The organism is Neobacillus sp. B24 (assembly GCF_055381825.1).
This window is the reverse complement of the sequence record NZ_AP035777.1, coordinates 3,337,488-3,359,052: the sequence shown is the minus strand read 5'-3', so window position 1 is coordinate 3,359,052 and position 21,565 is coordinate 3,337,488. Positions and strand designations below refer to the sequence as shown.

The window sequence follows — 21,565 nt, the reverse complement described above, 5'->3', positions numbered from 1 at the left end:
TCGGATAGGGTGGTTTTACTCTCGGATAAGCTGAGTTTACTGTCGGATAAGATGGGTTTACTGTCGGATAAGATGGGTTTACTGTCGGATAGGATGTATTTACTGTCAGATAAGCTGGGTTTACTTCGGATAGGATAAATTTACTGTCAGTTAAGAAAACCCACCAGCTTTTTCGTCAGTAATTTTTAAAAAATGAAGGAAAGGAGTGAAGCATGTGCAGCATTTTTCGATCGCGTTGATTCCCGGTGACGGCATTGGCCCGGAGGTCATGAATGAAGCAATGAAGGTGTTGAAAAAAGCGGAAGAGATTCACGGCGGGCTCACGTTTTCCTGCGAGTATTTTGAGTGGGGCTGTGATTACTATCTTCGGCATGGAAAAATGATGCCCGACAACGGCATCGAACTGTTAAAGGATTTTGATATCATACTGTTTGGTGCTGTCGGGGCAAAAACGGTGCCGGACCACATTTCGGTATGGGAACTGATTCTGCCGATTCGCCGGAAATTTCAGCAGTATGTCAATTTACGGCCGATTAAATTGTTACGCGGCCTCGAGAGCCCGTTAAGGTATAAAAACCATGACGACCTTGATTTTGTTGTCATTAGGGAAAACACCGAAGGCGAGTATTCCAATATGGGCGGACGGGTCCATGAGGGCACCCCGTATGAACTGGCGGTGCAGAATAATATTTTTACAAGGTACGGGTCTGAAAGAATCTTAAACTATGCTTTTTCCTATGCCCAGAAAAGAGCCAAGAAAAATTTGACCGTGGCAACGAAGTCAAACGCCATCAACTTTACGATGCCGTTTTGGGATGAAATGGTCAAAGAAATCGGCACCGGTTATCCGGAGGTATTAACGCAAATCTACCATATTGATGCCTTGGCGGCCTACTTTATATCCCGTCCGGAAACCTTAGATGTGGTCGTTGGCAGCAACCTGTTCGGGGATATCTTGACCGATTTGGGCGCGGCCATTGTCGGCGGCCTGGGGCTGGCGCCATCTGGCAATATCAATCCGGAGCGCATCTACCCATCGATGTTCGAACCGATTCACGGCTCGGCCCCCGACATAGCCGGAAAAGGAATTGCTAACCCAATAGCCTCCATCTGGAGCCTGAGCCTGATGATGGACCATCTTCAGCTTCCGGAAGTCGGGAAACTAATTCTCGATTCCATTGAAGGGGTGCTGGTAGATGGAAAAATCAGAACCCCTGACCTTGGCGGAAAGGCTAAAACGATAGAAATGGGCGATGCCATCGTCGCCAAAATGGCAGAACTTAGTCTTAGCGCAAAAATTTAATGGAGGTGTCCAATCTATGAGTCTATTAACCGGAAAAACGGCGATTGTGACCGGCGCCGGATCAGGGATGGGAAAAGCGATTGCCCAAACGTTCGCGGCAGAGGGCGCCAATGTGACGTTTGCCGATTTAAATGGTGAGGCTGCAGCAGAAGCAGCAAATGCAACAGGGCTTAACTCGGTCCAGGCTGTCCGGGCCGATGTGACGAACGATGACGATGTTGCCAATCTTGTAAAGCAGACGCTCGAAGCCTATGCCGGCTTGGATATTGTCATTAACTGTGCCGGTGTGCCGCAAGCCTTCACCGCGATTGAAGAATTAACCCTGGAACAATGGGACTTTATTATGAACGTCAATACAAAATCTATTTTTCTGACCGCAAGGCATGCTGTTCCTTACATGAAACAACAAGGGAGCGGCAGCATTGTCAATATCGCCTCGATTGCCGGGATTCGCGCGCGCCCGGGATTAAACGCCTATTGTGCTTCAAAAGGAGCGGCGCTCATGCTGACGAAGGCTCTCGCGCTCGAACTGGCACCTTACAAAATTAGAGTCAATGCGATTAATCCCGGTCCCGCTGACACACCGATGATTGGAAAATTCCTGTCCGGCGACCAATCCAAAAAGGACGAGGGCGTGAAAAAGATTTTTCAAGATAGCGTGCCGCTTGGAACGTTAATTCAGCCAGAGGATATTGCCCGGGGTGCGCTGTATTTGGCATCAGACCTAGCCAAAATGGTGACAGGTGAGGTGCTGAATATTGATGGCGGACGCGGGATCTAACCTGAAAGTGCCAGAAAGGAGGACAAAATGAACCCGATTATCAGTCTTGATCATGTATCGTTTTCTTACAAAGTTAATGAAAAGACCCAAGTTCCCGTGCTAAAAAATGTCTCCTTTTCTATCTACCCAGGTGAGTATGTTGCCATCATTGGCCATAATGGGTCCGGGAAATCGACCTTATCGAAACACCTGAACGGCATTCTGACCCCGGATGAAGGCGATGTCTGGGTCCGCGGGTATAACACGAGAGAATTAACAAAGAAACGGGAGATTCGCCGAACAGTCGGTACGGTGTTTCAGCACCCGGATAACCAGATTGTCGCAACCATCGTCGAGGAAGATGTCGCCTTTGGTCTCGAGAACATCGCTGTCCCGCGGGAGGAAATGAAAAAACGCGTCGATGAAGCGCTGGAAATCGTCAACATGTCGCAGTTTCGCCATCGGCCGCCGCATCACTTATCGGGGGGCCAGAAGCAGCGGGTTGCAATTGCCGGAGTGCTGGCGATGAAGCCCGATTGCATAGTGTTTGATGAGGCGACAAGCATGCTCGATAGTTTTGGCCGCAAAGAAGTGCTTGGGGTCATGCGCGAAATGAACAATGCCGGGATGACGATTGTGACGGTAACCCACCACATGTCGGAAGCGGCAGAAGCAGACCGGATTCTTGTCATTGAGGACGGGCAAATTGTCATGGACGGTCCGCCGCGGGAGATTTTTCAACATAAGCAGGAATTGGAGGATTTACAGTTAGAAGTGCCCGCTGTAAGCAGACTAGCTGAAATGATTCACCTGCAGCATAGCGATTTTTCAAAGGACCTAATAAAGGAAGCGGAGTTTATTGAGGAAGTAGAGAAATTCGTCCAAGATGTTCGCAAGGAGGTGGGATAAATGCCGGCGCAGCCAATCATTGAAATTGAAAACCTGTCACATACGTACATGAAGGGAACGCCCATGGAGCATGTCGCCTTAAAGGGGGCCAATCTGCATGTTGAGGAAGGCGAATGCATCGCCATCATCGGCCATACCGGGTCGGGCAAGTCAACATTAATCCAGCATTTCAACGGTTTGATGCGCCCGGAATCTGGTAAAGTCATCATCGATGGTGAAGACCTGTCACAGAAAAAAGTAAATTTAAAGACACTCAGGCAGAAAGTGGGACTTGTGTTCCAAAATCCGGAGGACCAAATTTTTGAAAAAATCATTGGCGATGACATTGCCTACGGGCCGTTTAAACTAGGACTGCCATTAAAGGAGGTGAGGGAGCGGGTAAAATGGGCGATGGAGGTTGTCGGCTTGGATTTTGAGGAAATGAAGGACAGACAGACCTTTGCCTTAAGCGGCGGCCAGAAGCGCAAGGTCGCATTGGCAGGGATACTGGCATTGAAACCGAAGATTTTGGTACTTGATGAACCGACAGCAGGACTCGATCCAAAGTCAAGGAAAGAACTACTTGATAAAATTAAAAGGTTAAACAAGGAAGAAAAATTAACGGTTGTGTTTGTCTCGCACAATATGGAAGAGGTGGCGATGCTCGCCGACCGCGTCTATGTCATGGCAGACGGAACGGACGTATTATCCGGTACACCGAAAGAAATTTTTACCGACAAAGAGAAATTGCAGCGCCATCAAATCGGGACGCCTGAGACGGTTCAAATTCTATACCGCCTGACAGACCTGGGCTACAAGGTCAAGACGGATGCCTTTTCGGTTCCGGAAGCCGCAGGGGAAATAATGAAGGTTCTCACTGGCAAGAAGGAGGGTTCGCACTATGTCTAGTGAATTTGAAATATCCCGCAATATTACCATTGGTCAATATGTTCCGACAGGTTCGTTTATCCACCGCCTTGACCCGAGAATCAAGCTGCTGGCGTTTGTGGTGCTTGTTCTGGCGATTGCTCTTAATACTAGTTATCTCGGAAATGCCATTGGGCTGGTGCTGTCGCTTTACCTTTTCTGGGCTTCAAAAATTCCCATCAGCTACGGGTTATCAGGGGTGAAACCGGCGATTCCGTTTATTATCGTCCTTGCTTTGCTGCAGCTGCTCTTTCAAGGACAGCTGTTCTCGGGGGGCACCGTCTATGTCGATTTTAGCTTTATCTTGATCACCAGTGAAAGCATCCGGTTGGTGATTGTCTCGGCAGTTCGCTTTATAGAAATTATCTTCTTGAGCAGCGTACTTACCCTATCTACTTCCACCACAGAAATGACGCATTCCATACAAAGCTTGTTGAGTCCATTAAAGAAAATTAAGTTTCCGGTTCACGAAATATCGCTGATTACTACGATCTCAATCCGATTTGTGCCGACCTTCGCGATTGAGATGGAAAAAATGATGAAAGCGCAGGCGTCAAGAGGAGCCGAATTTGGGACCGGCGGCTGGTGGAGAATCATTCAACGGACAAAAGAAATGTTTCCCATCATCATTCCATTATTCAATATCGCCTTGTCACGGGCGGAGGACCTAATTCTAGCAATGGAATCCCGCTGCTATACACCGGGGGGAGATAGGACATCGTACTCCGTGTATAAAGCGGCAACGAAGGATTATCTTGTTTTGCTTGTCGGACTGCTATTTTCTGTGCTGATCCTTTTTTATCCGTTTCCTTTTTAAATGAAAATTCGCCGATTGGCGAGTCCGTTACGAAGACAGAGGCATGTTTGAATTATTTTTTATTAGCGAAAAAATACCGAAAACAAAGGGGAGAGTTTGAATGAGAAAGACATTGACAGTTCGTGATATTGTCATTGCCGGTGTGCTTGGTGCGGTTGCGATTTTGTTAGGGGTAACACGTCTGGGCTATATTCCGGTTCCGACGGCAGCAGGGAATGCGACCATCATGCACATTCCCGCGATTATCGGCGGCATTATGCAGGGACCTGTTGTCGGTTTGATTGTTGGTGCGATTTTTGGAATTTCGTCCTTCCTCAACGCTACCGTTCCGTTGTTTAAGGACCCGATGGTGGCGATCTTACCGCGGCTGTTCATTGGCGTCGTTGCTTGGCTTGTGTACGTCGGGATCCGTCGCAAAAGTGAATACTTAGCAGTTGGGGTTGCCGCCTTTATTGGAACACTGACCAATACTGTGCTTGTTTTGACAATGGCTGTTGTTCGTAATTACATGACTGCAGGCGTAGCCTGGACCGTGGGTGTCACCAACGGAATTCCCGAAGCGATTGTCGGTACGATTGTGACGCTCGCTGTAGTCTTGGCCTGGAAGCAGCTCGGCAAATCGCAAAAATCAAAGATTTCGAAGGATTTGTAAGAAATGCATAACCAAATCACTGATGTACCGGGCGTAAAAGTTGGCAATGCCGAGAACATGAAGGCATTGACTGGCTGTACCGCCATCCTGTTTGAAGGAGGTGCGGTGGCGGGGGTGGACGTAAGAGGGTCCGCTCCCGGCACCCGGGAAACCGACCTGCTCAACCCCGTTAATTTAGTCGATAAGGTTCATGCCATCTGTTTAAGCGGCGGCAGCGCTTTTGGCCTTGATGCGGCTTCTGGTGTGATGCAATATTTGGAGGAAAAGGACATCGGCCTTGATGTTGGCGTTGCCAAGGTTCCGATTGTCCCGGCAGCAGTGCTGTTTGATCTTCCGTATGGCGACTGGAAGGTGAGACCAGATCGGCAGATGGGCTATGAAGCAGCCAAAATGGCAGACACAGGAAGGTTTCACACCGGAAATTACGGGGCTGGGTGCGGCGCAACCGCAGGAAAACTGGCGGGTCCAGGTTATTGTATGAAGGGCGGTCTCGGCACTGCCTCGCTTAAGTTGGAAAACGGTGTTGTGATTGGGGCGGTTGTCGCGGTAAATCCGGGAGGAGACGTTCGCGACCCGGCCACCGGAGAAATCCTCGCCGGACCTTACAAGGATGGGAAGCTGCTCGACAGCATCAAGCTTCTTGAACAAAACTATCAGCCAAGTATTCCAGCCGGGTCGAATACCACCATTGGCGTGGTCGCGGTCAATGCACAATTAACGAAGGCCGAGGCAACAAAAGTGGCGCAAATGGCTCAGGACGGATACGCGAGAACCATTTTTCCAGCCCATACGATGTTTGATGGCGACACCATTTTTGTTGCTGCTACCGGCGGGGAACGGGTTCCTGTTGATGTCATTGGCGGACTTGCGGCCAAGGTGATGGCGGAGGCGATTGTCAACGCTGTGAAATCGGCGGAAACCGCTGCCGGCATCATCGCTTATAAAGATTTGCCGAAAAATCAATAACACGGAGGGGTAAAGTTTGGCTGTATATAATTATGTGGATGAACAGGAAGTCATTAAGTTAACGCAGGACCTCGTTCGGATACCGAGTGTGTACCGCCCGCAGGACCCGCTGGGAAATGAAAGCAGGGCGGCACAATATGTCTTCGATTACCTGAAGGGCTTGGGGCTCGAGGTTTACATTGAGGAAGTCGTCAAGGGACGACCGAATGTCATCGGAATTCTCGACTCGGGCCGCCCAGGCAAAACCATTCTATTTGAGGGACATACCGATGTGGTGACCGAGGGGGACAGAAATGCCTGGAGTTATGATCCGTTTGGGGCCGTAATTGAGGGCGGCCGTATGTTTGGCCGAGGGACCAATGATACAAAAGGGAATCTGTCAGCAGCGATTGCTGCCGTTCATGCCATTAAACGCAGCAACATCAAATGGAGTGGAAAAATCATTTTATGCGTCCCTTGCGATGAAGAAGGGATGATGATTGGTATCAAGCACTTCATCAAACGGGGCTGGGCAGACGGCGTCGACGGAGCGATCATTTGCGAACCCGAGGAAAATCAAATCTGCATCACACAAAAAGGAGCAATGCGGGCTGTGGTCCGTACATACGGAAAGATGGCCCATGGGGCGATGCCGCTTACCGGGATTAATCCGAACACAAGAATGGCGCAGATTATTTGTGAACTGATGGCCCTTGAGGAACGTGAGAAGGAGCGAGTCGGGCAGCACCAATACCTAGGCTGGCCGAGCATTACCCCAACCATCATTTTAGGACCTGAAAAAGGTGAACCGCAAATCAATGTTATCCCCGACCATTGTTACAGCACTCTTGACATCCGGACCGTTCCCGGCCAAGAACATGAACAGCTTCGTACTGATATGGAGAACATATTGGCGCGGCTTGGTGCCAAGGACCCTGATTTTAAGGCAAGTATTGAAGTGATTGAAAGCCGGCCGTGGACTGAAACGAGCCTGGAAGATCCGATTGTTAAAGCTAGTGTGGAATCATACCGGGCCGTGTGCGGCAAGGAGCCGATTTATAACGGCGTCCCAGGTGCAACAGACGGTACCTTCCTGCACATGGCAGGAATCCCAATCGTCACCACGGGAGCAGGCGACCGCCACATTCCCCACCAAATCAATGAATACATCGACATGAAAGAATTAGTCGAAGCCTCAAGAATCTATGTTCAAACGGCGATGCTATTCCTAGAAGCGTAGATGTTATTGATTTACAAATAATATTGCCAGTATTGACGGCAGAAAAAAAAGAACCTGTCTCCTGTGTTAATGAATAATCACAGGGGGCGGGTTCTTTTTTAGAAAAACGTTAATCATTCATGTCATCAAGAATTTGACCTATGTAGTAGGAGGGAACGGCTGCACCGATAATTTCTTTGGTGTCGATTTCAGGGTTTTGCAGCGTGGCAAAGATCACCCCGATTACCTTGCCATCCTGATTAATGACCGGACTGCCGCTATTTCCTTTATATATCGGGGCTTCAATCATCATGACTGGAATCTCCCAGCCCTTTACCAGGACGGGACTTTTAAATGTGCCTTGGTTGGCAATTTGCGTAAAGGCTAATGGGTTGCCGATGAAGAGGATTTTCTGGCCTGCTTCGTTCTCCCAGTCTTTTTCGGTGTCGATCGGCAGAATGGAAAGATTTTTTGCCTCTATGTCGATGATGGCAAGGTCCCATTCCGGCCGTGTTGCAATGACTTTACCGGAAAAAGAATCCCCGTTTTGAAAATGCACGTTAACGTTATTTGATTTCTCCACAACATGATGGTTGGTGACGATTAACCCGTCTGGTGAGACATTAAAGCCTGTTCCTTTTACACCATCCCATTCCACGGTGACAACAGCCTTTTTGTATTTCTTTACTTCCGGGTTCTTTGAAAGCTGATTGGACGTCTTAACAAAACGAATCGCTGGCAGATTATAGACATCAATCCACATGCTCAATCCGCTGATGAGCATGGCGAACACAAGCAGAGAACTGACCAATTTGGCGGCTATTTTCTTACGTTTTTTCCTGATTGCTTTTTCCTTTTCCCATTCTTTTGCTTCTTCTTCTATATATAAAGCTTCGAAATCGGCTTGATCCTGATTAAAATCCTGATTTTCCTCGTCCACTTTAATCCCCCATAATGGTTGGTATATCTTCATTATAGCGGTTTATGTGAAACTACCTCTTAAAAAGTTATTTTTTCTCCATCACAGCAAAGTAATTTTCTTCAAAATCAGCAAAGTTAAATACCTTTCCGGAAGGCATGGTCACAATCTCTCCGACGGTAATATTTTTGTTGGTTAAATCGGTATGCAGTTGTTCAAGATTTTTTGTAAAAAACATCAAAGAAGGGGTACCAAGGTTTAATTCCGGTGACATTTTTGCAATGAATTCTTTGTTATGAAGGATGATACTTGTTTCAGCTTCTTTTGATGGGGCGATTTCGATATATCTAAACCCCTGACCATTGTCTTCCTCGGAAATGACACTAAATCCTACTATTTCTGTCCAAAACCTCACAGCCTCATCTTGGTTGTTTACGTATACCATGATTTGCCCGACCTGATTAATCAATTGGATCACTCCGATCATCAAAATAAATACCTATTATTTCCAATAATACTCGAATCTGATATGGTTGTCTATTTGATTCTATCTGTAATCGATTGGAAAGGGTGTCAACGGAAAAAAATTGAGCTTTATTTTTCCGCCAAAGATCCGGGAAGGGAGCCAGCGGTATAAGAGCGATAGTTATTTTACCCGTTGAAGGACTTGTTAAGAATTAGCGGTTAAAAAAGTTCTCCACCTTAAAAGTGGCCGCTGAACTCATCTCCCGGAACGGCACATATGGCCCCAAATAGGGGAATGCAGGTGGATATCCGTGAAGAATTGGGATCAAGTGATATGTGTGATGCCCAAGATGAACACTATATGGATGGTGGTGAATGAACTGATTCCAAGGCCCAAACGTGGGTAAAGGGACACCTAAGTAGATGGCACTGGTTGGTCCGGTAATAATGGTTGTGGTCATGGTATCACCTGCTAAGAAAGTTTTTTACATTTTATGTCAGGATGGAATGAATGGTTTTGATCCGGCGGGAACCAGTAGAAGCAGGAAATTTGACTATGGATGTCGAATTACTTGTACAAAAACTTTAAAACTTCCTGCTTACTCAGGCAATCAAAAATTTTGCGATAATTCCTTAGAAGTAATTCCTTTAGATTAAAATTCCGTTTACTTATAAAGTGCTTCGAAACTTGAGCAAAACTTCCGATTGCCTATATTAGAACCGTCCCTATGGTCCCATGGATTTCGCAAAAAAACATGGATATTCTTGCAAGTAATTGTCGATACTGAAACTGTTTGAAAAAAATGATTGGAAAGGGGAATTGTATATGGCTCAAGGTGCTTCTGAGACAAGCACGTTAAAATTGGGTGATCAAGCACCTGATTTTACATTGGAAGCCCATGGTGGTCGCAAGGTGTCACTTAGTGAGTTCCGTGGCTCCAAGAATGTATTTCTATGCTTTTATCCTCTAGATTGGACTCCGGTCTGAGGCGCTCAAATGCCTTCTTACGAGGATGACCTTCCTCGTTTTGAAGAGTTTGATACCCAGGTCTTGGGTATCAGCGTTGATAGTGTCCACAGTCACGATGCATGGCAAAGATCGATTGGCGGCATTTCTTACCCGCTATGTTCTGATTTCTATCCGCATGGTGAAGTTTCTGAAAAATACGGTGTCCTTCGTAAAAATCCGGATGAACCAGCATATGGTGCATCAGAACGCGCTCTCTTCCTGATTGATAAAGAAGGAATCGTCCGCTACATTGATGTTCATCCTATTGGCGAACAGCCGGATAATGAAGAATTATTTGATGTGTTGCGTAAATTGTAAGGTTTAAAACTGAAGGATAAAGGAGTGGCTGTGTATGGAACTGTCAAGGAAAGCCATACCATATACACCCGTTACAAAGCCGCTGCATGAAATGACGATTATGATTGTTTCGACATCTGGTGTTCACCTGAAGGATCAGGAACCATTTAACACCAATCCAGCAGAAGGGGACGCTACGTTCCGAATTATTCCGGGAGATGTTGATGCTAAGGATTTAACGGTTACGCATGCAGCACCGAAAGAGCATTATAATACAGATTATCCAAAAGAAGATATCAATTGTGTGTTTCCGATTGATCGGTTAAGGGAAATGGTCGATGATGGGGACCTTGGCGGAGTTGCCGAAAAGCACATGACCATGATGGGTTACTCAATGAGATTAAATAAGATCAATAACGAGACCATCCCGGCACTCGTTAAAGAGGTCGTCCGCTCCAAAGCAGATGCCGTCATCTTAACAGCCGGCTGACCCCTGTGTCATCGCACTGTAGTTACAGTGCAGCGTGGAATTGAATCTCAGGGGATTCCAACAACCCTAATCACTTTGGATGTAGCGCAATCAAGTCTGATGAGACCGCCTCGTGCGATACATCCAGTTGGATTTGAATTTGGGCACTCTTTGGGCAAGCCGCATGACAAAGAAACCCAAAGAAAAGTATTACTCGCGGCTTTAGAGGAATTATTGACCAAACAAGAACCAGGACAAATACACGAATCGCATTTTCCAAGCTATTAAACATAGGAAAGGGACGAGCAACTTTGCTTCGTCCCTTTTTTGTTTGGAGTGAAACCGGTGTTTGGTTTGATATCCTATGCGAGGGTTCGCCAAAATTACAAAACAAAGGAACACGTCCTGGACTTTCTGCAACAGCCCTCCCAGTTGATGTATTCTGGAAAGTAGTAGAAAAAGCCATTGTAAAGGTTTGTATTCGAAAGAATAAATGTAAATGACCGAACTTCAAGTACCTATCATGCAAAGCTTAGATGAATGGGTGCCGGCCGCCATATGGTAAATTGGAACTAGCAAGAGCCCAATCCGCTAAAATGGATTGGGCTCTTTTTTAAAATTAAGGATCTGTTTAAGTTTAGTGTCGATTTTCGTGTAGGCATGAGGATTAATAGGCGGAGAATTTCCGGTTATTGTATCTAGGGGAGGCTTAATGAGCCGATATAAGCGGAAAAATGAGACCGTCGATTAACTCACGACAAACACCTTTTTCACATACTTTTCTAAATTCTATTATTTTATTATCATCCACTCCATATATACGATAAAATTAAGATATATCTTATGTATGGAGTGATTGTGATGGCGCACATTCAATATAAAACATTTGGCCAGTTAACCTTATCAGATTATGAAGTCTTCGCTTCAGTTCCTCCCCATCCTTTCTGGAGCCGAGTGGAACAAGTGGTTGACTTTTCCTTTGCAGATGAACTCTGTGCGCCCTTATATTCCTCAAATGGGCAACGTCCTTTTGCCCCTTCATTAAAATTAAAGATTCATTTTGCTCAACGCTATCACAATTACTCTGATCGTGAAATGGAAGAGGCCATCCTTTATCGTATGGATTTAAAACGTTTTTTCGGAGTACCTGTAGCTTTTAACGGATTCGATCATAGTACCTTGGGGCTCGACCGAGACCGTATGGGTTCTGACCTTTTTGATGCGTGCCATCATCATATTCTTTCCCAGGCTTTGGCGAAAGGGCTATGGGGGAAAGAAGATGACCGTTGGCTTATCGATTCTTTTCATACCTACGCCAACATTGCCAAGGTGGGGGCATACCGTTTAATCCAGCAAGGGATCCTTCAACTTATCCAACACATCAAACGTACATATCCGAAGTTATATACCCATCTTTTACAGGACTGTCCCCTCAAAAGCTTCCTGAAACGGCTATCAGATCGAACAACTGAAAAGGATCGATTGGTATTATTTAGCCGCCTGGCGGTGGAAGCCTACAGCCTATTACATTGGCTAGAAAGTGAAAGGGTACACCCCTTATTTTGGACATGGAAAAAAGCGGAGCAGCAGCTTCGTTGTTTGGAGCTTCAAGCGACCCTCTATCAAATTTTACAAGAGAACACGAAACCGATGGTTTCAAATAAACCTGAAGGTACTGGACAGGAACCACTCCACTACCAAGAATTATCGAAAAAAGAAAAACCACAAGACCGTATCCGAAGTGCCTATGATCCAGAAATCCGGAGTGGACACAAAACGAAATCAAAGAAGTTTACCGGAGATAAAATCCAAGTCTTGGAGTCAAGGGAGCACGGATTAATCTTAAATGCGGAACCCATTCCAGGCAACGAATGGGATGGGGACCGTCTTGTCCCGATGGTGGAGGAAATGATTAATCGCCATGGTGTGGCACCGAAACATGTCATCGGTGACACGGCTTATGGTACAGGTGAAAATCGCCAGAAAATAACAGAGATGCAGATCTTACTGAGCGCCCCCATACAAAGAAGTACAAATCCAACGGGATTGTTGGAAAACGATTGGTTTGTCTATGACACTGAATTGGATGAAGTCACTTGTCCGCTGGGGAACTCGACTTCTAAAAAAGTACGAAATAACAAGGCGCAAGGGTATCAATTTAAATTCGGAGAAACGTGTAAAGCCTGCCCGTTGTTTGAACAATGTACGACGAATAAAGACGGCCGGTCTATCTTTATCAGTGATTATTATGAACTCATGGAACAAGCGAAGTCCTTTAACCAAACCGAAGCTGGAAAGCATGCATTAAGGGCCAGGTATGATGTGGAAAGGACGAATCATGAAGCTGCCAACCATCATGGACTCAGGAAGCCAAGAACACGAGGAAGGGAACCATTAAGGATTGCGTCCAAATTGACGGCCATGGTCATCAATTTAAAAATTATGGTAAAGAAATTAGCCGAACCCATCAAGCCCTTTTACCGTTACAAAAAATGCGAAAATCGGGTGATGGCCCCCGTTTGCCCAAATTAGGGAAATTAGGAAAAACAGAAGGCCTTGGAACGCGAAAAGACCAAAAAAATCATGAAAGATTGTGAAAAAACTCAATAAAATTCACAAAGTATGTGAAATAGGGCTTAGAAGGCGACTAAACTACAACTTAATCGACGGTCTCAAAATTCCGGTTAAATACTCAAAATAGGACAAAATCCAATGACTTGGATGATATAACCGGAAAAACTTCCGTTATTTTTAGGGAAATATGGGTATTTCCCAATTTAAACGGAATTTCTCCGCTTATTACTCAAACACAGGGAAATCAACATTAAGGGTTTAACAGGGCCAAAATTTAATGAATTTTTCAGACACTTTTCATATAGAAAGACTACACTAAAGTTAAATAAAGGAATAAGGAGATTTTTTTATGAAGCATATATACATGTTATGTATGGCATTTTTGATTGTTTTTGTCCTTCATTATGCAATCCCTGGAAGCACACTAGTCTCTGCAGATCATGATGACGAGAAATATGAACATTACCATAAAGGTGACCATGACGAGGAGGAAGATAGACCGTATGAGGACATTGGGAAAACAGTTGGTTGGGGAACCGTAGTGGCTATGGGGACTTCAGGGATCCTATTTCCGCTTCGAAGATCGCTCAAGGTAGTCATAACAAATTTTCCGGATGCCAAACAAATGTTTATTTCTATTTCCAAGTTTTTTGGAAAATACCACTTTATTTTTGGCATATTGGCGTTGGTCTTAGGGACTTTACATGGAATCACCATGTACCTAAGCGAAGGGGAGCTGGAAAGTGAAGGGATACTTGGACTAGGGGCAGTTGCCTTTTTGGCCATTGCCGGTATCGTCGGTGCAGTATTAATGAAAAATAAAAAAGCGAAAGCTCTTAGAACCACCCATTCTATTTTAATCGTTATGGCCCTTCTAATTGGATTCGTTCATATTTTTGTCTCCTAAATGGTATGGGGTCCATCCTCCGATACATAATGTCTAGAAGTATCGGGGGATTGACCCCATTCGTGCATTTAACGGCTTTCAATAAACCGTACGACATCTCCGACCGTTTGCAGGGTCGCTGCTACTTTGTCGCCAATTTCAATCGCAAATTCATCTTCAATTTCCATTGTCAGATCAACCATATCAAGGGAATCAGCTTCTAAGTCGTCCTTGAACGATGCGTCGAGCGTGACATTCTCCATTTTGACACCGAGTTGGTCGGAGATAATAGGTTTTAATTTTTCAAAAGTTGTCATGGGTGTTCCTCCTAGTACTTCATAGCCACCATTATAACAACATAATTTGAATCATTAAACATAAAAGAATTACCATTAACCTGATACCATCTGACACTGTGTATCCAAGGACCTGTACTTATAGGACAAAGGATGAAACGTGCACCCATTTTCCCTGCGTTTTCTAGGTGGATGCTCCTATTTTGAGCGATAATCTGTCACAAGCATAATAAAAAATAAGAAAAACTTCCCGCGGAAATTCCCAGGATGGCTCCGGCAATCACGTCTGTAGAAAAAAGAAATCATTTTTCCAATTCTTACCACAAATTAACTCAATCTATGAAACCCATTAATATCTATCATTCTATTTTTACTTATCTGGTAGGATAATACAGTGTTTCCTATGTTTGAACGTGGAGTTTTTTAGTATAATGCAAGTATTGGATATTATTAGTCGTTTTACCAATTTAATGTTGGGGGTAAAAAAATACATGTCTTTAAATAAATCTATTAAAGTTCTTAGCACCGCCAAACTGCGAGATATTAAAATACCAGAAGATTATGAGAAGCTTGCAGAATTGATGAACCTAATTGAACCGGAATCCACAACGGCTCAAGCTCTTGAAGAAGAGGACCGGCAAATCCCGGCCACAAATAATTTGAAACTAAATGAAAATGACTTATTAGTTGGGTACGGAAGAACGAGAGTGGTAGCACAGACCGAAGCTGGACAAATCATTGGATATGGTGCTGCTTTTCGTGCTCCATGGGTGGAACCTGGTCAGGTCGGAAGTGAATTCTGCGTTCACCCTGACTTTCGCGGGCAAGGTGTAGGGGAGATGATTGTAACACATCTTGTAAAGTGGGCAACTGAACAGCAAGCCTCTGTATTATCGTCGATCGTCATGGATTGGATAGACGGCTCGCTTCCTTTTGTTCAGAAGCGTGGATTTACGGTAGATGCTCATGTGTTTGAATTAGAATTGGATGTTAAGCAATTTGATCCTGCTAAATATGAAGGTTTTATTGAACAAGTGGGAGCGTCTGATATTCAGTTTGTTACGTTAGCGGACCTGCCAGGGGAGGAATCAGAACAGAAATTATACGAATTGTGTGTCGAGACATCAAAACACAATCCTGGTCAATACGGAAGCCTCCCTCCGTTTGCGCAGTGGCGAAACGAGTTTTTTCCAGAGGGTGCTTCTCGCAATGATTGGGTTTTCATCGCGATGGAGGGGGACACTTTTGTGGGAGTGACACATCTATACAGCACCGAAACTGAGGGTGTCATTTATACGAACTACACAGGTGTTAGAAAAGAATATCGCGGCCGCGGCATCGCAAAAGCGTTAAAACTACGATCGATTCGTGAAGCAATGAAAGAAGGCGCACATACGATGACAACTGATTCAGAAGCAACGAACGTCCCGATGCAATCTGTAAATAGAAGCCTTGGCTACCGTCAAGGGAAAGGTCATTACCGAATTCTCAAAAAAATACGGTAGAAAAAGTGCCAGGCACCTTCCAATAAAGGAGTGGTGCCTGATGTTTTTTCGTACTCTAATTCGTCCAACGGAAAAATTTTGTTCCTATCAAGGTAGAGACGACCAAGATTCCCGCGAGCACAATGATATCAATGACTGCTCCCGATGTGAATAGCGTTCCATTCCAGCCATCGCGCAATACATTCACTACATAGGTTAACGGGACAGCAACGGCCATTTTTTGCAAAATGTCAGGCAGCTGTTCCAAGGGGAGGGTGGCACCCGAAAGAAAGAACATTGGATACATGGCAATCATTGCAATGCCCAATGCCGTTTGCATCCGCTTCGCTAGACTTGAAACAATAAAGCCAATCGAAAAAAATGACACCGAGCAAAAGGTTAACGCAAGAAAGAATTGTAACGGATGCTGCGTTAAATCTGCTCCGAAATAAAGCTTAGCAATCAGCAGAATCTCAATTGCACCGACATAAATGGCGAGAAACCCTTTGACAATCGTCGCAGTAAAAATGGCATTTTGGTGCAACGGGGTACCCATTAACCGCTTATACACGCCTTTTTCGCGATCAATTACCACCTGCAGACCCATCGAAAAAAATGCGGTCGTAAAAATGATGATTGAAATCATCGCCGGGATATAAGCTTGAAAATAATCCAATCCGCCTTCATAGGTATTTGATTTAAACATCAGCCCAAATACAACAAAACAGACGGCTGGCACAATAAACGTAAACAGTAAAGCCAAAGTTTCGCGGAAAAACAACTTCAATTCCATTTTGGTATGCGTCAATATTGAATTCATCATCAGTTCTCCTTAAACATCCACTGCTACTTGTAAATAAACATCTTCCATCGTACCTGTTTCACTGAGCAGCGAAGAAATTAAGTTGTTCGGACGATCACAGGCAACGAGCTTTCCTTTTTTAATAATCGCAATCCGATCACAATGCTTTTGCGCCTCATCCATATAATGAGTAGATAATAAAATGGTCTTCCCTTCCTGACGAAAGCGGTTGATGCAGGCCCACAATTCCAGCCGCGCCTGCGGATCCAACCCGGTGGTTGGTTCATCGAGAAAAATAATGTCCGGATCATTGACGAGGGCCAGCGCGAGTGAGGTCCGCTGCTGCCAGCCGCCAGAAAGATTTTTCACATACTTATTCAAATAAGGTGTAAGCCCTAAGGTCTCAATAATCTCCTGTAAATCTCTTTTTCTATCATAATAGGAACTGAATAATTCCAATGCTTCTTTCACTTTAATCCGGTCGTATAAAGACGTTTGCTGGAGCTGAATTCCAATCCGCTTTTTGATTTCAGTGGCATATTCTTTCAAATCCATCCCCAGAATCTTTACCGTCCCAGAATCAGGACTTCGCAGACCCATCATCATTTCCAGAGTCGTCGTTTTACCGGCACCATTCGCCCCAATGATGCCCATGACTTCTCCTTTATTCACTTTCAAGGAAATCCCATTCACAGCTATTGTATCCCCATAGCATTTATGTATGTCCTGTAGTTCTATCGCAGGATAATCCATTTTACTCCCCCTAAACCCAATTTGAGACTATTTTACCATTATTTAACTACATGGGTAAATAATTCTGTTTCCGGAATATTCAAGATTGTGATATTTATAAGTTTAAAGTTGAGTTTATTCGGTATGTGTTGGCACGATGGCGGTAAAGGTGTTTTCGCGATAAAATAGATTTGGAATGAACGAAACGGGGAGATTGAACATGAGTAGTGTAGAAATCGAAAAGTTAAAAATGGAATTAAATCATTTAAAAGATCTTAATCGAGAGTTATTTCAAACAAACGTGGAACCAGAGTTACATAGGAGAGTTCAGGAATTTCTGAATGGCTTTGAGGATTATTTTCGCGAAAGAGGCTTTGTAATTCGAAAAAAGGACGACAAGGTAAGAGTTTCTTTTGATACTCTTCATTTAAAAGCCTTTTCCGATGGCGGCCGTGATATTTTTATCATGAGAGGGAAAGAACAAATTGCCTCAGTGACCGTGAAATTCATCGGCGAAGCGAACCCAAGTGTTAAGGGCAAAATGGATGATTTGGAGCAGCTTGAAAAAGAAATAGGAAGAGAAAAATCATTGGCAAATGACCTTAGAAATCCCGTGTTTTATTATACAGGGAGGGATTTTGGCTTTAAATATGAAACCCCTTTAGATGTTCTTGATAGTATTTTTGGGTTATAAAATGGTAAAAGGGAGATTGTTTTCAAACAGTCTCCCTTTTGATTTTCATTAGTTGTTCTGCTCCAGAAAATCCTCTGTCGAAATGATGTTGGCATATATTCCGTTAAGAGCGCTAATAAAGGCATAATGAACCTGTTCGGCAGGCACAACATGGCCGTTGTAAGTTAAATCCCTTGTTGTACAGGCGTCCTCAATCAGGGTAGTATCAAAGCCTAGCTCCTTGGCGGCTCTCACTGTGGCATCCACACACATATGAGTCATCATTCCGACAATGAAAAGTTTGGTAGCACCGATTGCTTTTAATTCCCTTTCTAATTCGGTCTTGAAGAAACTGTTAGGTGTATGTTTGATGATAATCCTTTCATTTTCCAATGGTAACACTGCTTCGTTTATTTTCACTCCCTCTGTATTTGGCAAAAAGAAACCGGCATCTTCTCTAGTTGCGATATGCTGGATGTGAAAGATGGGACTTTTTTGCTGTCTAAACCAGCTTAGTACTTTACCAGCATTGGCGGCAGCTTTTAATGGATTGCTTAATTCCATTTTTCCGTTTGGGAAATAGTCATTTTGAATATCAATAAGGATTAACGCAGTACTCATTTTTTCCACCTCATTCAATAAATTGTTTATAATTAAACGATAGAGAATATCTTGATTTTTATCGATAGGTTAATGAAAGTCTTTTAGGCGAAATCATTTCACAGTGAAAGGATATTATTATGGAACTTGATCACATCGATTTTCAGATCCTCCGGTTGCTTACCGAAAATTCGCGGATTCAATGGAAAGACCTAGGGCAACAAATTCATATGACGGGACAGGCAGTAGGAAACAGGATTAAAAAACTGGAGGAAAGCGGGATTATTAAAGCTTATTCACTTATCATTGATGAAATGAAATTAGGGCTCGTCTTTACGGCGTTTGCCATCGTTCATATGAAATCAGCCAATCATGAAGCATTTGTCCGTTTTATACAGGATCGCAAGGAAGTAGTCGAAGCGCACCGAATTTCGGGTAAGGGCTGTTATCATTTAAAAATAAAAGTGGCAACCCAGGAGGAATTGAACCATTTCCTTGATCAACTTCTGCATTATGGGAACTACAGTTTAAACTTGTCCATCCAAGTGATCAAGCTGTGTAATCCTTTGTTTGCCAGAAAATAATACTTTATATAAGTATCAATCATTTGAAAATCTCTCTAATGAAAAGAGAGCATAATGTTCAAATTAATGTTACAGTAAGAAAGAATATTATCAAAGTGAGTAGGTGTACAACATGATTGAGGTAAAAACATCTTCATTAAGTGATGGAGAATTTAATAGAGGGGTATTTGCTACATGTGATATCAAAAAAGGGGAGCTTATCCACGAAGCGCCTGTCATTGCTTATCCAAACGAACAACATCAACACATAGAGAAAACCTTACTTGCTGATTATGCTTTTGAGTATGGGATTAATCATTCTGCTATTCTTCTTGGTTATGGAATGTTGTTTAACCATTCTTATGAACCTAATGCAAATTATGAGATTAATTTTGATAATCATACATTTGATTTCTATGCATACAAGGATATAAAAGCAGGAGATGAAATTCTAATCAATTATAATGGCGATATTGATAACAAAGACCCATTATGGTTTGATGAAGAATAATAGTTATTTTAGCTGAAAACTTGGCATCCTTGACCAAGTTTTTTTCTTGGAACAAAAAAGGGCGGTCTCTCTGTTTTGTTCATAGGACCGCCCTGCTGCTCAACCTTTCTTCAAGAACTTCTTAAAAAAAGGAGTAATTTCCTGAAAGATGGGTTGATACATTTTATATGTTTTGATAGCTTCATCGACCGTTTCCATCAGCAAAAATAAGTCTACTTGGTCAAGTAGGTTTTCGATTTGATTGGAGGGGGTGTGTTTGTGATCCTCTGTTTTGCCAAAAAGCCATGGGTCCCATTGGGGTTCATCAGAACGTTCTGTTTCGCTGAGGGGTGATTCCTCAGTACTTTCTTCCTCCTGATCATCTCCTCTATTTATCCCAAACATTAGACTTGTAAATGGGTCCACATGATCCTTCGGTCGCTTTTGGTCTCCGTGAAGCTCCATAGCAGTGTTCTCTTCCTTTCATCCCGTCATTCCTACAATAAATTATGATTATTTCTATTACTGGTGTGGACATATTACTTATCTGAGCTTCAAGGCTTTTAAAAATATCGTGTAAACGACCATCAAGTTGAAATTTTTAAATTGCAGGAGACTATATGGGTTTTCTTTATTTCTACATCCATTCCCGGTATCCTATTAGTATGACAGCATATGGAGGCGTTCATCATGAAAAAAGTCTTTGCGGATGTCGTGCAATTTCGCGGAAACCATTATGATTTTGGCTATAAACAGGGAGAACAGCTCAAGAATTCCAGTCTGGTGGAAAATCGTGAGCGTCAATGGAAAGTACGGAAGCCCCAGTTTCGGATTGATATCGAAGAAACGAAAACAATCTTTGAAAAGTGGTCTCCGCTTATTTGGGAGGAATTTCTCGGATTCCGGGATGCCCTAGGTTGGCCGATGGAAAGAGTCCTGCTCGAGTTCGGTGGTTACAGAGTTAAAATGAATCCTTCTGGCTGTTCCATCTATGTAGGGGATAATTATATGATCCGTAATTATGATTATCATCCAAAAACCTATGATGGCCGCTATGTAATCTACCAGCCAACAGACGGAGGCTATGCAGTAACAGGTGTAAGCCAGAAAATTACCGGCCGAAGTGACGGAATGAACGAAAAGGGTCTAGCAATGGGGTACACCTTCATGAACCGCAAACGCCCAGGGGACGGATTTATCTGCCATATGATCGGCAGGCTTATCCTTGAGCGCTGCGCGAACACAGAGGAAGCGGTTGAACTGCTGAAGGAGATTCCGCACCGTGGTTCCTTTGCGTATACACTATTTGATCAAACGTGTGAAGCGCCGAGAATTGTGGAAACATCACCAAGAAGAGTAGAGGTCCGACAAGGCTATGCCTGCACCAATCATTTTAAAATACTGACCGAAGAAAATCGGCATGTACTCGATGATTCGAATAAGCGAATGCAAATTGTCGAAGAAAACCAGGCAGTTGGATTGAACGGACATCAAGCCTTCAGGCTCTTAAATGACAGTAATCAAGGTGTGTTTTCCAAGCTTTATGGCAGCTGGGCCGGAACCATTCATACCTCTGCTTATTTTCCAAAAGAGTTGGAAGCCTGGTTTGCCTTAGGCGGCGACCAAGAACCAACTGTATTCCCATTTTTAAAGTGGTTAAGTGGTGCGGACATTCCTATTAAGATAGTGGATGGAGAGGTGGATACAGCTATTCCATTTCCTAATATGGAACGGGCAGATTGGTATAAATAATGGAATGAATAATTAATTCTAAAATACATATTCTATTGCTGTT

At 43.9% G+C, this 21,565-nt stretch carries 25 protein-coding genes; 18 read left to right on the top strand and 7 right to left on the bottom strand.

Features of this window, described 5'->3' with window-relative positions; translation table 11 throughout:
- The first annotated feature begins 214 nt into the window (after positions 1 to 214).
- From ACZ43M_RS16475 to ACZ43M_RS16440, 8 genes are all read left to right on the top strand, one after another.
- Entirely contained in the window at positions 215 to 1,303 is a 1,089-nt protein-coding gene (locus tag ACZ43M_RS16475; protein ID WP_464503629.1) for a tartrate dehydrogenase, read from the top strand.
- A 16-nt stretch (positions 1,304 to 1,319) separates the two neighbouring features.
- On the top strand, positions 1,320 to 2,084 hold the full coding sequence (locus ACZ43M_RS16470; RefSeq protein WP_464503628.1) for an SDR family oxidoreductase: 765 nt from the start codon (positions 1,320 to 1,322) through the stop codon (positions 2,082 to 2,084).
- 27 nt (positions 2,085 to 2,111) lie between these two features.
- On the top strand, positions 2,112 to 2,972 hold the full coding sequence (locus ACZ43M_RS16465; protein WP_464503627.1) for an energy-coupling factor transporter ATPase: 861 nt from the start codon (positions 2,112 to 2,114) through the stop codon (positions 2,970 to 2,972).
- Complete coding sequence (locus tag ACZ43M_RS16460; RefSeq protein ID WP_464503626.1) at positions 2,973 to 3,860, top strand: energy-coupling factor transporter ATPase; 888 nt, start codon at positions 2,973 to 2,975, stop codon at positions 3,858 to 3,860.
- Positions 3,853 to 4,695, top strand: a complete 843-nt coding sequence (locus ACZ43M_RS16455) for an energy-coupling factor transporter transmembrane component T family protein (RefSeq protein ID WP_464503625.1) — start codon at positions 3,853 to 3,855, stop codon at positions 4,693 to 4,695. Before ACZ43M_RS16460 ends, ACZ43M_RS16455 begins: the two co-directional genes overlap by 8 nt.
- A gap of 100 nt (positions 4,696 to 4,795) precedes the next feature.
- The gene (locus tag ACZ43M_RS16450; protein ID WP_464503624.1) at positions 4,796 to 5,347 is read left to right on the top strand and encodes an ECF transporter S component; all 552 of its coding nucleotides are present in this window, start codon (positions 4,796 to 4,798) and stop codon (positions 5,345 to 5,347) included.
- A 3-nt stretch (positions 5,348 to 5,350) separates the two neighbouring features.
- Positions 5,351 to 6,313, top strand: coding sequence for a P1 family peptidase (locus tag ACZ43M_RS16445; RefSeq protein ID WP_464503623.1), 963 nt, complete (start codon positions 5,351 to 5,353; stop codon positions 6,311 to 6,313).
- Between the two features lie 16 nt (positions 6,314 to 6,329).
- A complete protein-coding gene (locus tag ACZ43M_RS16440) occupies positions 6,330 to 7,532 on the top strand; it encodes a M20 family metallopeptidase (protein ID WP_464503622.1) in 1,203 nt (400 codons plus the stop codon).
- 109 nt (positions 7,533 to 7,641) lie between these two features.
- Here the strand turns inward: ACZ43M_RS16440 and ACZ43M_RS16435 are convergent, their stop codons facing one another.
- Together ACZ43M_RS16435 and ACZ43M_RS16430 are read right to left on the bottom strand one after the other, a co-directional pair.
- Positions 7,642 to 8,451: a S1C family serine protease gene (locus ACZ43M_RS16435; protein WP_464503621.1), complete on the bottom strand. Its 810-nt coding sequence runs from the start codon at positions 8,449 to 8,451 to the stop codon at positions 7,642 to 7,644.
- A 67-nt stretch (positions 8,452 to 8,518) separates the two neighbouring features.
- On the bottom strand, positions 8,519 to 8,899 hold the full coding sequence (locus ACZ43M_RS16430) for a VOC family protein (RefSeq protein ID WP_464508041.1): 381 nt from the start codon (positions 8,897 to 8,899) through the stop codon (positions 8,519 to 8,521).
- A gap of 419 nt (positions 8,900 to 9,318) precedes the next feature.
- On the opposite strand from ACZ43M_RS16430, the gene ACZ43M_RS16425 reads away from it, so the two are divergent.
- The 5 genes from ACZ43M_RS16425 (at position 9,319) to ACZ43M_RS16405 (ending at position 14,151) form a co-directional block, all read left to right on the top strand.
- Positions 9,319 to 9,552: a hypothetical protein gene (locus ACZ43M_RS16425; RefSeq protein ID WP_464503620.1), complete on the top strand. Its 234-nt coding sequence runs from the start codon at positions 9,319 to 9,321 to the stop codon at positions 9,550 to 9,552.
- A 169-nt stretch (positions 9,553 to 9,721) separates the two neighbouring features.
- Complete coding sequence (locus tag ACZ43M_RS16420; protein WP_464508040.1) at positions 9,722 to 10,222, top strand: redoxin domain-containing protein; 501 nt, start codon at positions 9,722 to 9,724, stop codon at positions 10,220 to 10,222.
- Between the two features lie 34 nt (positions 10,223 to 10,256).
- Positions 10,257 to 10,691: a glycine/sarcosine/betaine reductase selenoprotein B family protein gene (locus tag ACZ43M_RS16415; protein WP_464503619.1), complete on the top strand. Its 435-nt coding sequence runs from the start codon at positions 10,257 to 10,259 to the stop codon at positions 10,689 to 10,691.
- Positions 10,692 to 11,531: 840 nt separating this feature from the next.
- Positions 11,532 to 13,202, top strand: a complete 1,671-nt coding sequence (locus tag ACZ43M_RS16410; RefSeq protein ID WP_464503618.1) for a transposase — start codon at positions 11,532 to 11,534, stop codon at positions 13,200 to 13,202.
- A 391-nt stretch (positions 13,203 to 13,593) separates the two neighbouring features.
- Entirely contained in the window at positions 13,594 to 14,151 is a 558-nt protein-coding gene (locus ACZ43M_RS16405) for a hypothetical protein (RefSeq protein ID WP_464503617.1), read from the top strand.
- A gap of 68 nt (positions 14,152 to 14,219) precedes the next feature.
- Here the strand turns inward: ACZ43M_RS16405 and acpP are convergent, their stop codons facing one another.
- The gene (gene acpP, locus ACZ43M_RS16400) at positions 14,220 to 14,447 is read right to left on the bottom strand and encodes an acyl carrier protein (RefSeq protein ID WP_464503616.1); all 228 of its coding nucleotides are present in this window, start codon (positions 14,445 to 14,447) and stop codon (positions 14,220 to 14,222) included.
- Between the two features lie 470 nt (positions 14,448 to 14,917).
- On the opposite strand from acpP, the gene ACZ43M_RS16395 reads away from it, so the two are divergent.
- A complete protein-coding gene (locus tag ACZ43M_RS16395) occupies positions 14,918 to 15,931 on the top strand; it encodes an N-acetyltransferase family protein (RefSeq protein ID WP_464503615.1) in 1,014 nt (337 codons plus the stop codon).
- A 55-nt stretch (positions 15,932 to 15,986) separates the two neighbouring features.
- On the opposite strand, the gene ACZ43M_RS16390 is transcribed toward ACZ43M_RS16395, so the two are convergent.
- Both ACZ43M_RS16390 and ACZ43M_RS16385 read right to left on the bottom strand, forming a co-directional pair.
- Positions 15,987 to 16,733, bottom strand: a complete 747-nt coding sequence (locus ACZ43M_RS16390) for an ABC transporter permease (RefSeq protein ID WP_464503614.1) — start codon at positions 16,731 to 16,733, stop codon at positions 15,987 to 15,989.
- Between the two features lie 9 nt (positions 16,734 to 16,742).
- A complete protein-coding gene (locus ACZ43M_RS16385; protein WP_464503613.1) occupies positions 16,743 to 17,465 on the bottom strand; it encodes an ABC transporter ATP-binding protein in 723 nt (240 codons plus the stop codon).
- 199 nt (positions 17,466 to 17,664) lie between these two features.
- Between ACZ43M_RS16385 and ACZ43M_RS16380 the strand changes: the two genes are divergently transcribed.
- On the top strand, positions 17,665 to 18,138 hold the full coding sequence (locus ACZ43M_RS16380; protein ID WP_464503612.1) for a hypothetical protein: 474 nt from the start codon (positions 17,665 to 17,667) through the stop codon (positions 18,136 to 18,138).
- Positions 18,139 to 18,186: 48 nt separating this feature from the next.
- On the opposite strand, the gene ACZ43M_RS16375 is transcribed toward ACZ43M_RS16380, so the two are convergent.
- Positions 18,187 to 18,738: a cysteine hydrolase family protein gene (locus tag ACZ43M_RS16375; RefSeq protein WP_464503611.1), complete on the bottom strand. Its 552-nt coding sequence runs from the start codon at positions 18,736 to 18,738 to the stop codon at positions 18,187 to 18,189.
- A 119-nt stretch (positions 18,739 to 18,857) separates the two neighbouring features.
- Here ACZ43M_RS16375 and ACZ43M_RS16370 point away from each other — a divergent pair, with 119 nt between their 5' ends.
- Positions 18,858 to 19,301: an Lrp/AsnC family transcriptional regulator gene (locus ACZ43M_RS16370; RefSeq protein WP_464503610.1), complete on the top strand. Its 444-nt coding sequence runs from the start codon at positions 18,858 to 18,860 to the stop codon at positions 19,299 to 19,301.
- 112 nt (positions 19,302 to 19,413) lie between these two features.
- Positions 19,414 to 19,791, top strand: a complete 378-nt coding sequence (locus ACZ43M_RS16365; RefSeq protein ID WP_464503609.1) for an SET domain-containing protein — start codon at positions 19,414 to 19,416, stop codon at positions 19,789 to 19,791.
- A 99-nt stretch (positions 19,792 to 19,890) separates the two neighbouring features.
- Here the strand turns inward: ACZ43M_RS16365 and ACZ43M_RS16360 are convergent, their stop codons facing one another.
- Positions 19,891 to 20,235: a hypothetical protein gene (locus tag ACZ43M_RS16360; RefSeq protein ID WP_464503608.1), complete on the bottom strand. Its 345-nt coding sequence runs from the start codon at positions 20,233 to 20,235 to the stop codon at positions 19,891 to 19,893.
- A gap of 225 nt (positions 20,236 to 20,460) precedes the next feature.
- Between ACZ43M_RS16360 and ACZ43M_RS16355 the strand changes: the two genes are divergently transcribed.
- Complete coding sequence (locus ACZ43M_RS16355) at positions 20,461 to 21,522, top strand: C45 family autoproteolytic acyltransferase/hydolase (protein WP_464503607.1); 1,062 nt, start codon at positions 20,461 to 20,463, stop codon at positions 21,520 to 21,522.
- Positions 21,523 to 21,565 lie beyond the last annotated feature (43 nt).

Coding starts and splice junctions, on each gene's coding strand:
- ACZ43M_RS16470 (WP_464503628.1), top strand. CDS start 1,320: ATGAGTCTATTAACCGGAAAAACGGCGATTGTGACCGGCGCCGGATCA.
- ACZ43M_RS16465 (WP_464503627.1), top strand. CDS start 2,112: ATGAACCCGATTATCAGTCTTGATCATGTATCGTTTTCTTACAAAGTT.
- ACZ43M_RS16460 (WP_464503626.1), top strand. CDS start 2,973: ATGCCGGCGCAGCCAATCATTGAAATTGAAAACCTGTCACATACGTAC.
- ACZ43M_RS16455 (WP_464503625.1), top strand. CDS start 3,853: ATGTCTAGTGAATTTGAAATATCCCGCAATATTACCATTGGTCAATAT.
- ACZ43M_RS16450 (WP_464503624.1), top strand. CDS start 4,796: ATGAGAAAGACATTGACAGTTCGTGATATTGTCATTGCCGGTGTGCTT.
- ACZ43M_RS16445 (WP_464503623.1), top strand. CDS start 5,351: ATGCATAACCAAATCACTGATGTACCGGGCGTAAAAGTTGGCAATGCC.
- ACZ43M_RS16425 (WP_464503620.1), top strand. CDS start 9,319: ATGGCACTGGTTGGTCCGGTAATAATGGTTGTGGTCATGGTATCACCT.
- ACZ43M_RS16415 (WP_464503619.1), top strand. CDS start 10,257: ATGGAACTGTCAAGGAAAGCCATACCATATACACCCGTTACAAAGCCG.
- ACZ43M_RS16410 (WP_464503618.1), top strand. CDS start 11,532: ATGGCGCACATTCAATATAAAACATTTGGCCAGTTAACCTTATCAGAT.
- ACZ43M_RS16405 (WP_464503617.1), top strand. CDS start 13,594: ATGAAGCATATATACATGTTATGTATGGCATTTTTGATTGTTTTTGTC.
- acpP (WP_464503616.1), bottom strand. CDS start 14,447: ATGACAACTTTTGAAAAATTAAAACCTATTATCTCCGACCAACTCGGT.
- ACZ43M_RS16395 (WP_464503615.1), top strand. CDS start 14,918: ATGTCTTTAAATAAATCTATTAAAGTTCTTAGCACCGCCAAACTGCGA.
- ACZ43M_RS16390 (WP_464503614.1), bottom strand. CDS start 16,733: ATGATGAATTCAATATTGACGCATACCAAAATGGAATTGAAGTTGTTT.
- ACZ43M_RS16385 (WP_464503613.1), bottom strand. CDS start 17,465: ATGGATTATCCTGCGATAGAACTACAGGACATACATAAATGCTATGGG.
- ACZ43M_RS16380 (WP_464503612.1), top strand. CDS start 17,665: ATGAGTAGTGTAGAAATCGAAAAGTTAAAAATGGAATTAAATCATTTA.
- ACZ43M_RS16375 (WP_464503611.1), bottom strand. CDS start 18,738: ATGAGTACTGCGTTAATCCTTATTGATATTCAAAATGACTATTTCCCA.
- ACZ43M_RS16370 (WP_464503610.1), top strand. CDS start 18,858: ATGGAACTTGATCACATCGATTTTCAGATCCTCCGGTTGCTTACCGAA.
- ACZ43M_RS16365 (WP_464503609.1), top strand. CDS start 19,414: ATGATTGAGGTAAAAACATCTTCATTAAGTGATGGAGAATTTAATAGA.
- ACZ43M_RS16360 (WP_464503608.1), bottom strand. CDS start 20,235: ATGGAGCTTCACGGAGACCAAAAGCGACCGAAGGATCATGTGGACCCA.
- ACZ43M_RS16355 (WP_464503607.1), top strand. CDS start 20,461: ATGAAAAAAGTCTTTGCGGATGTCGTGCAATTTCGCGGAAACCATTAT.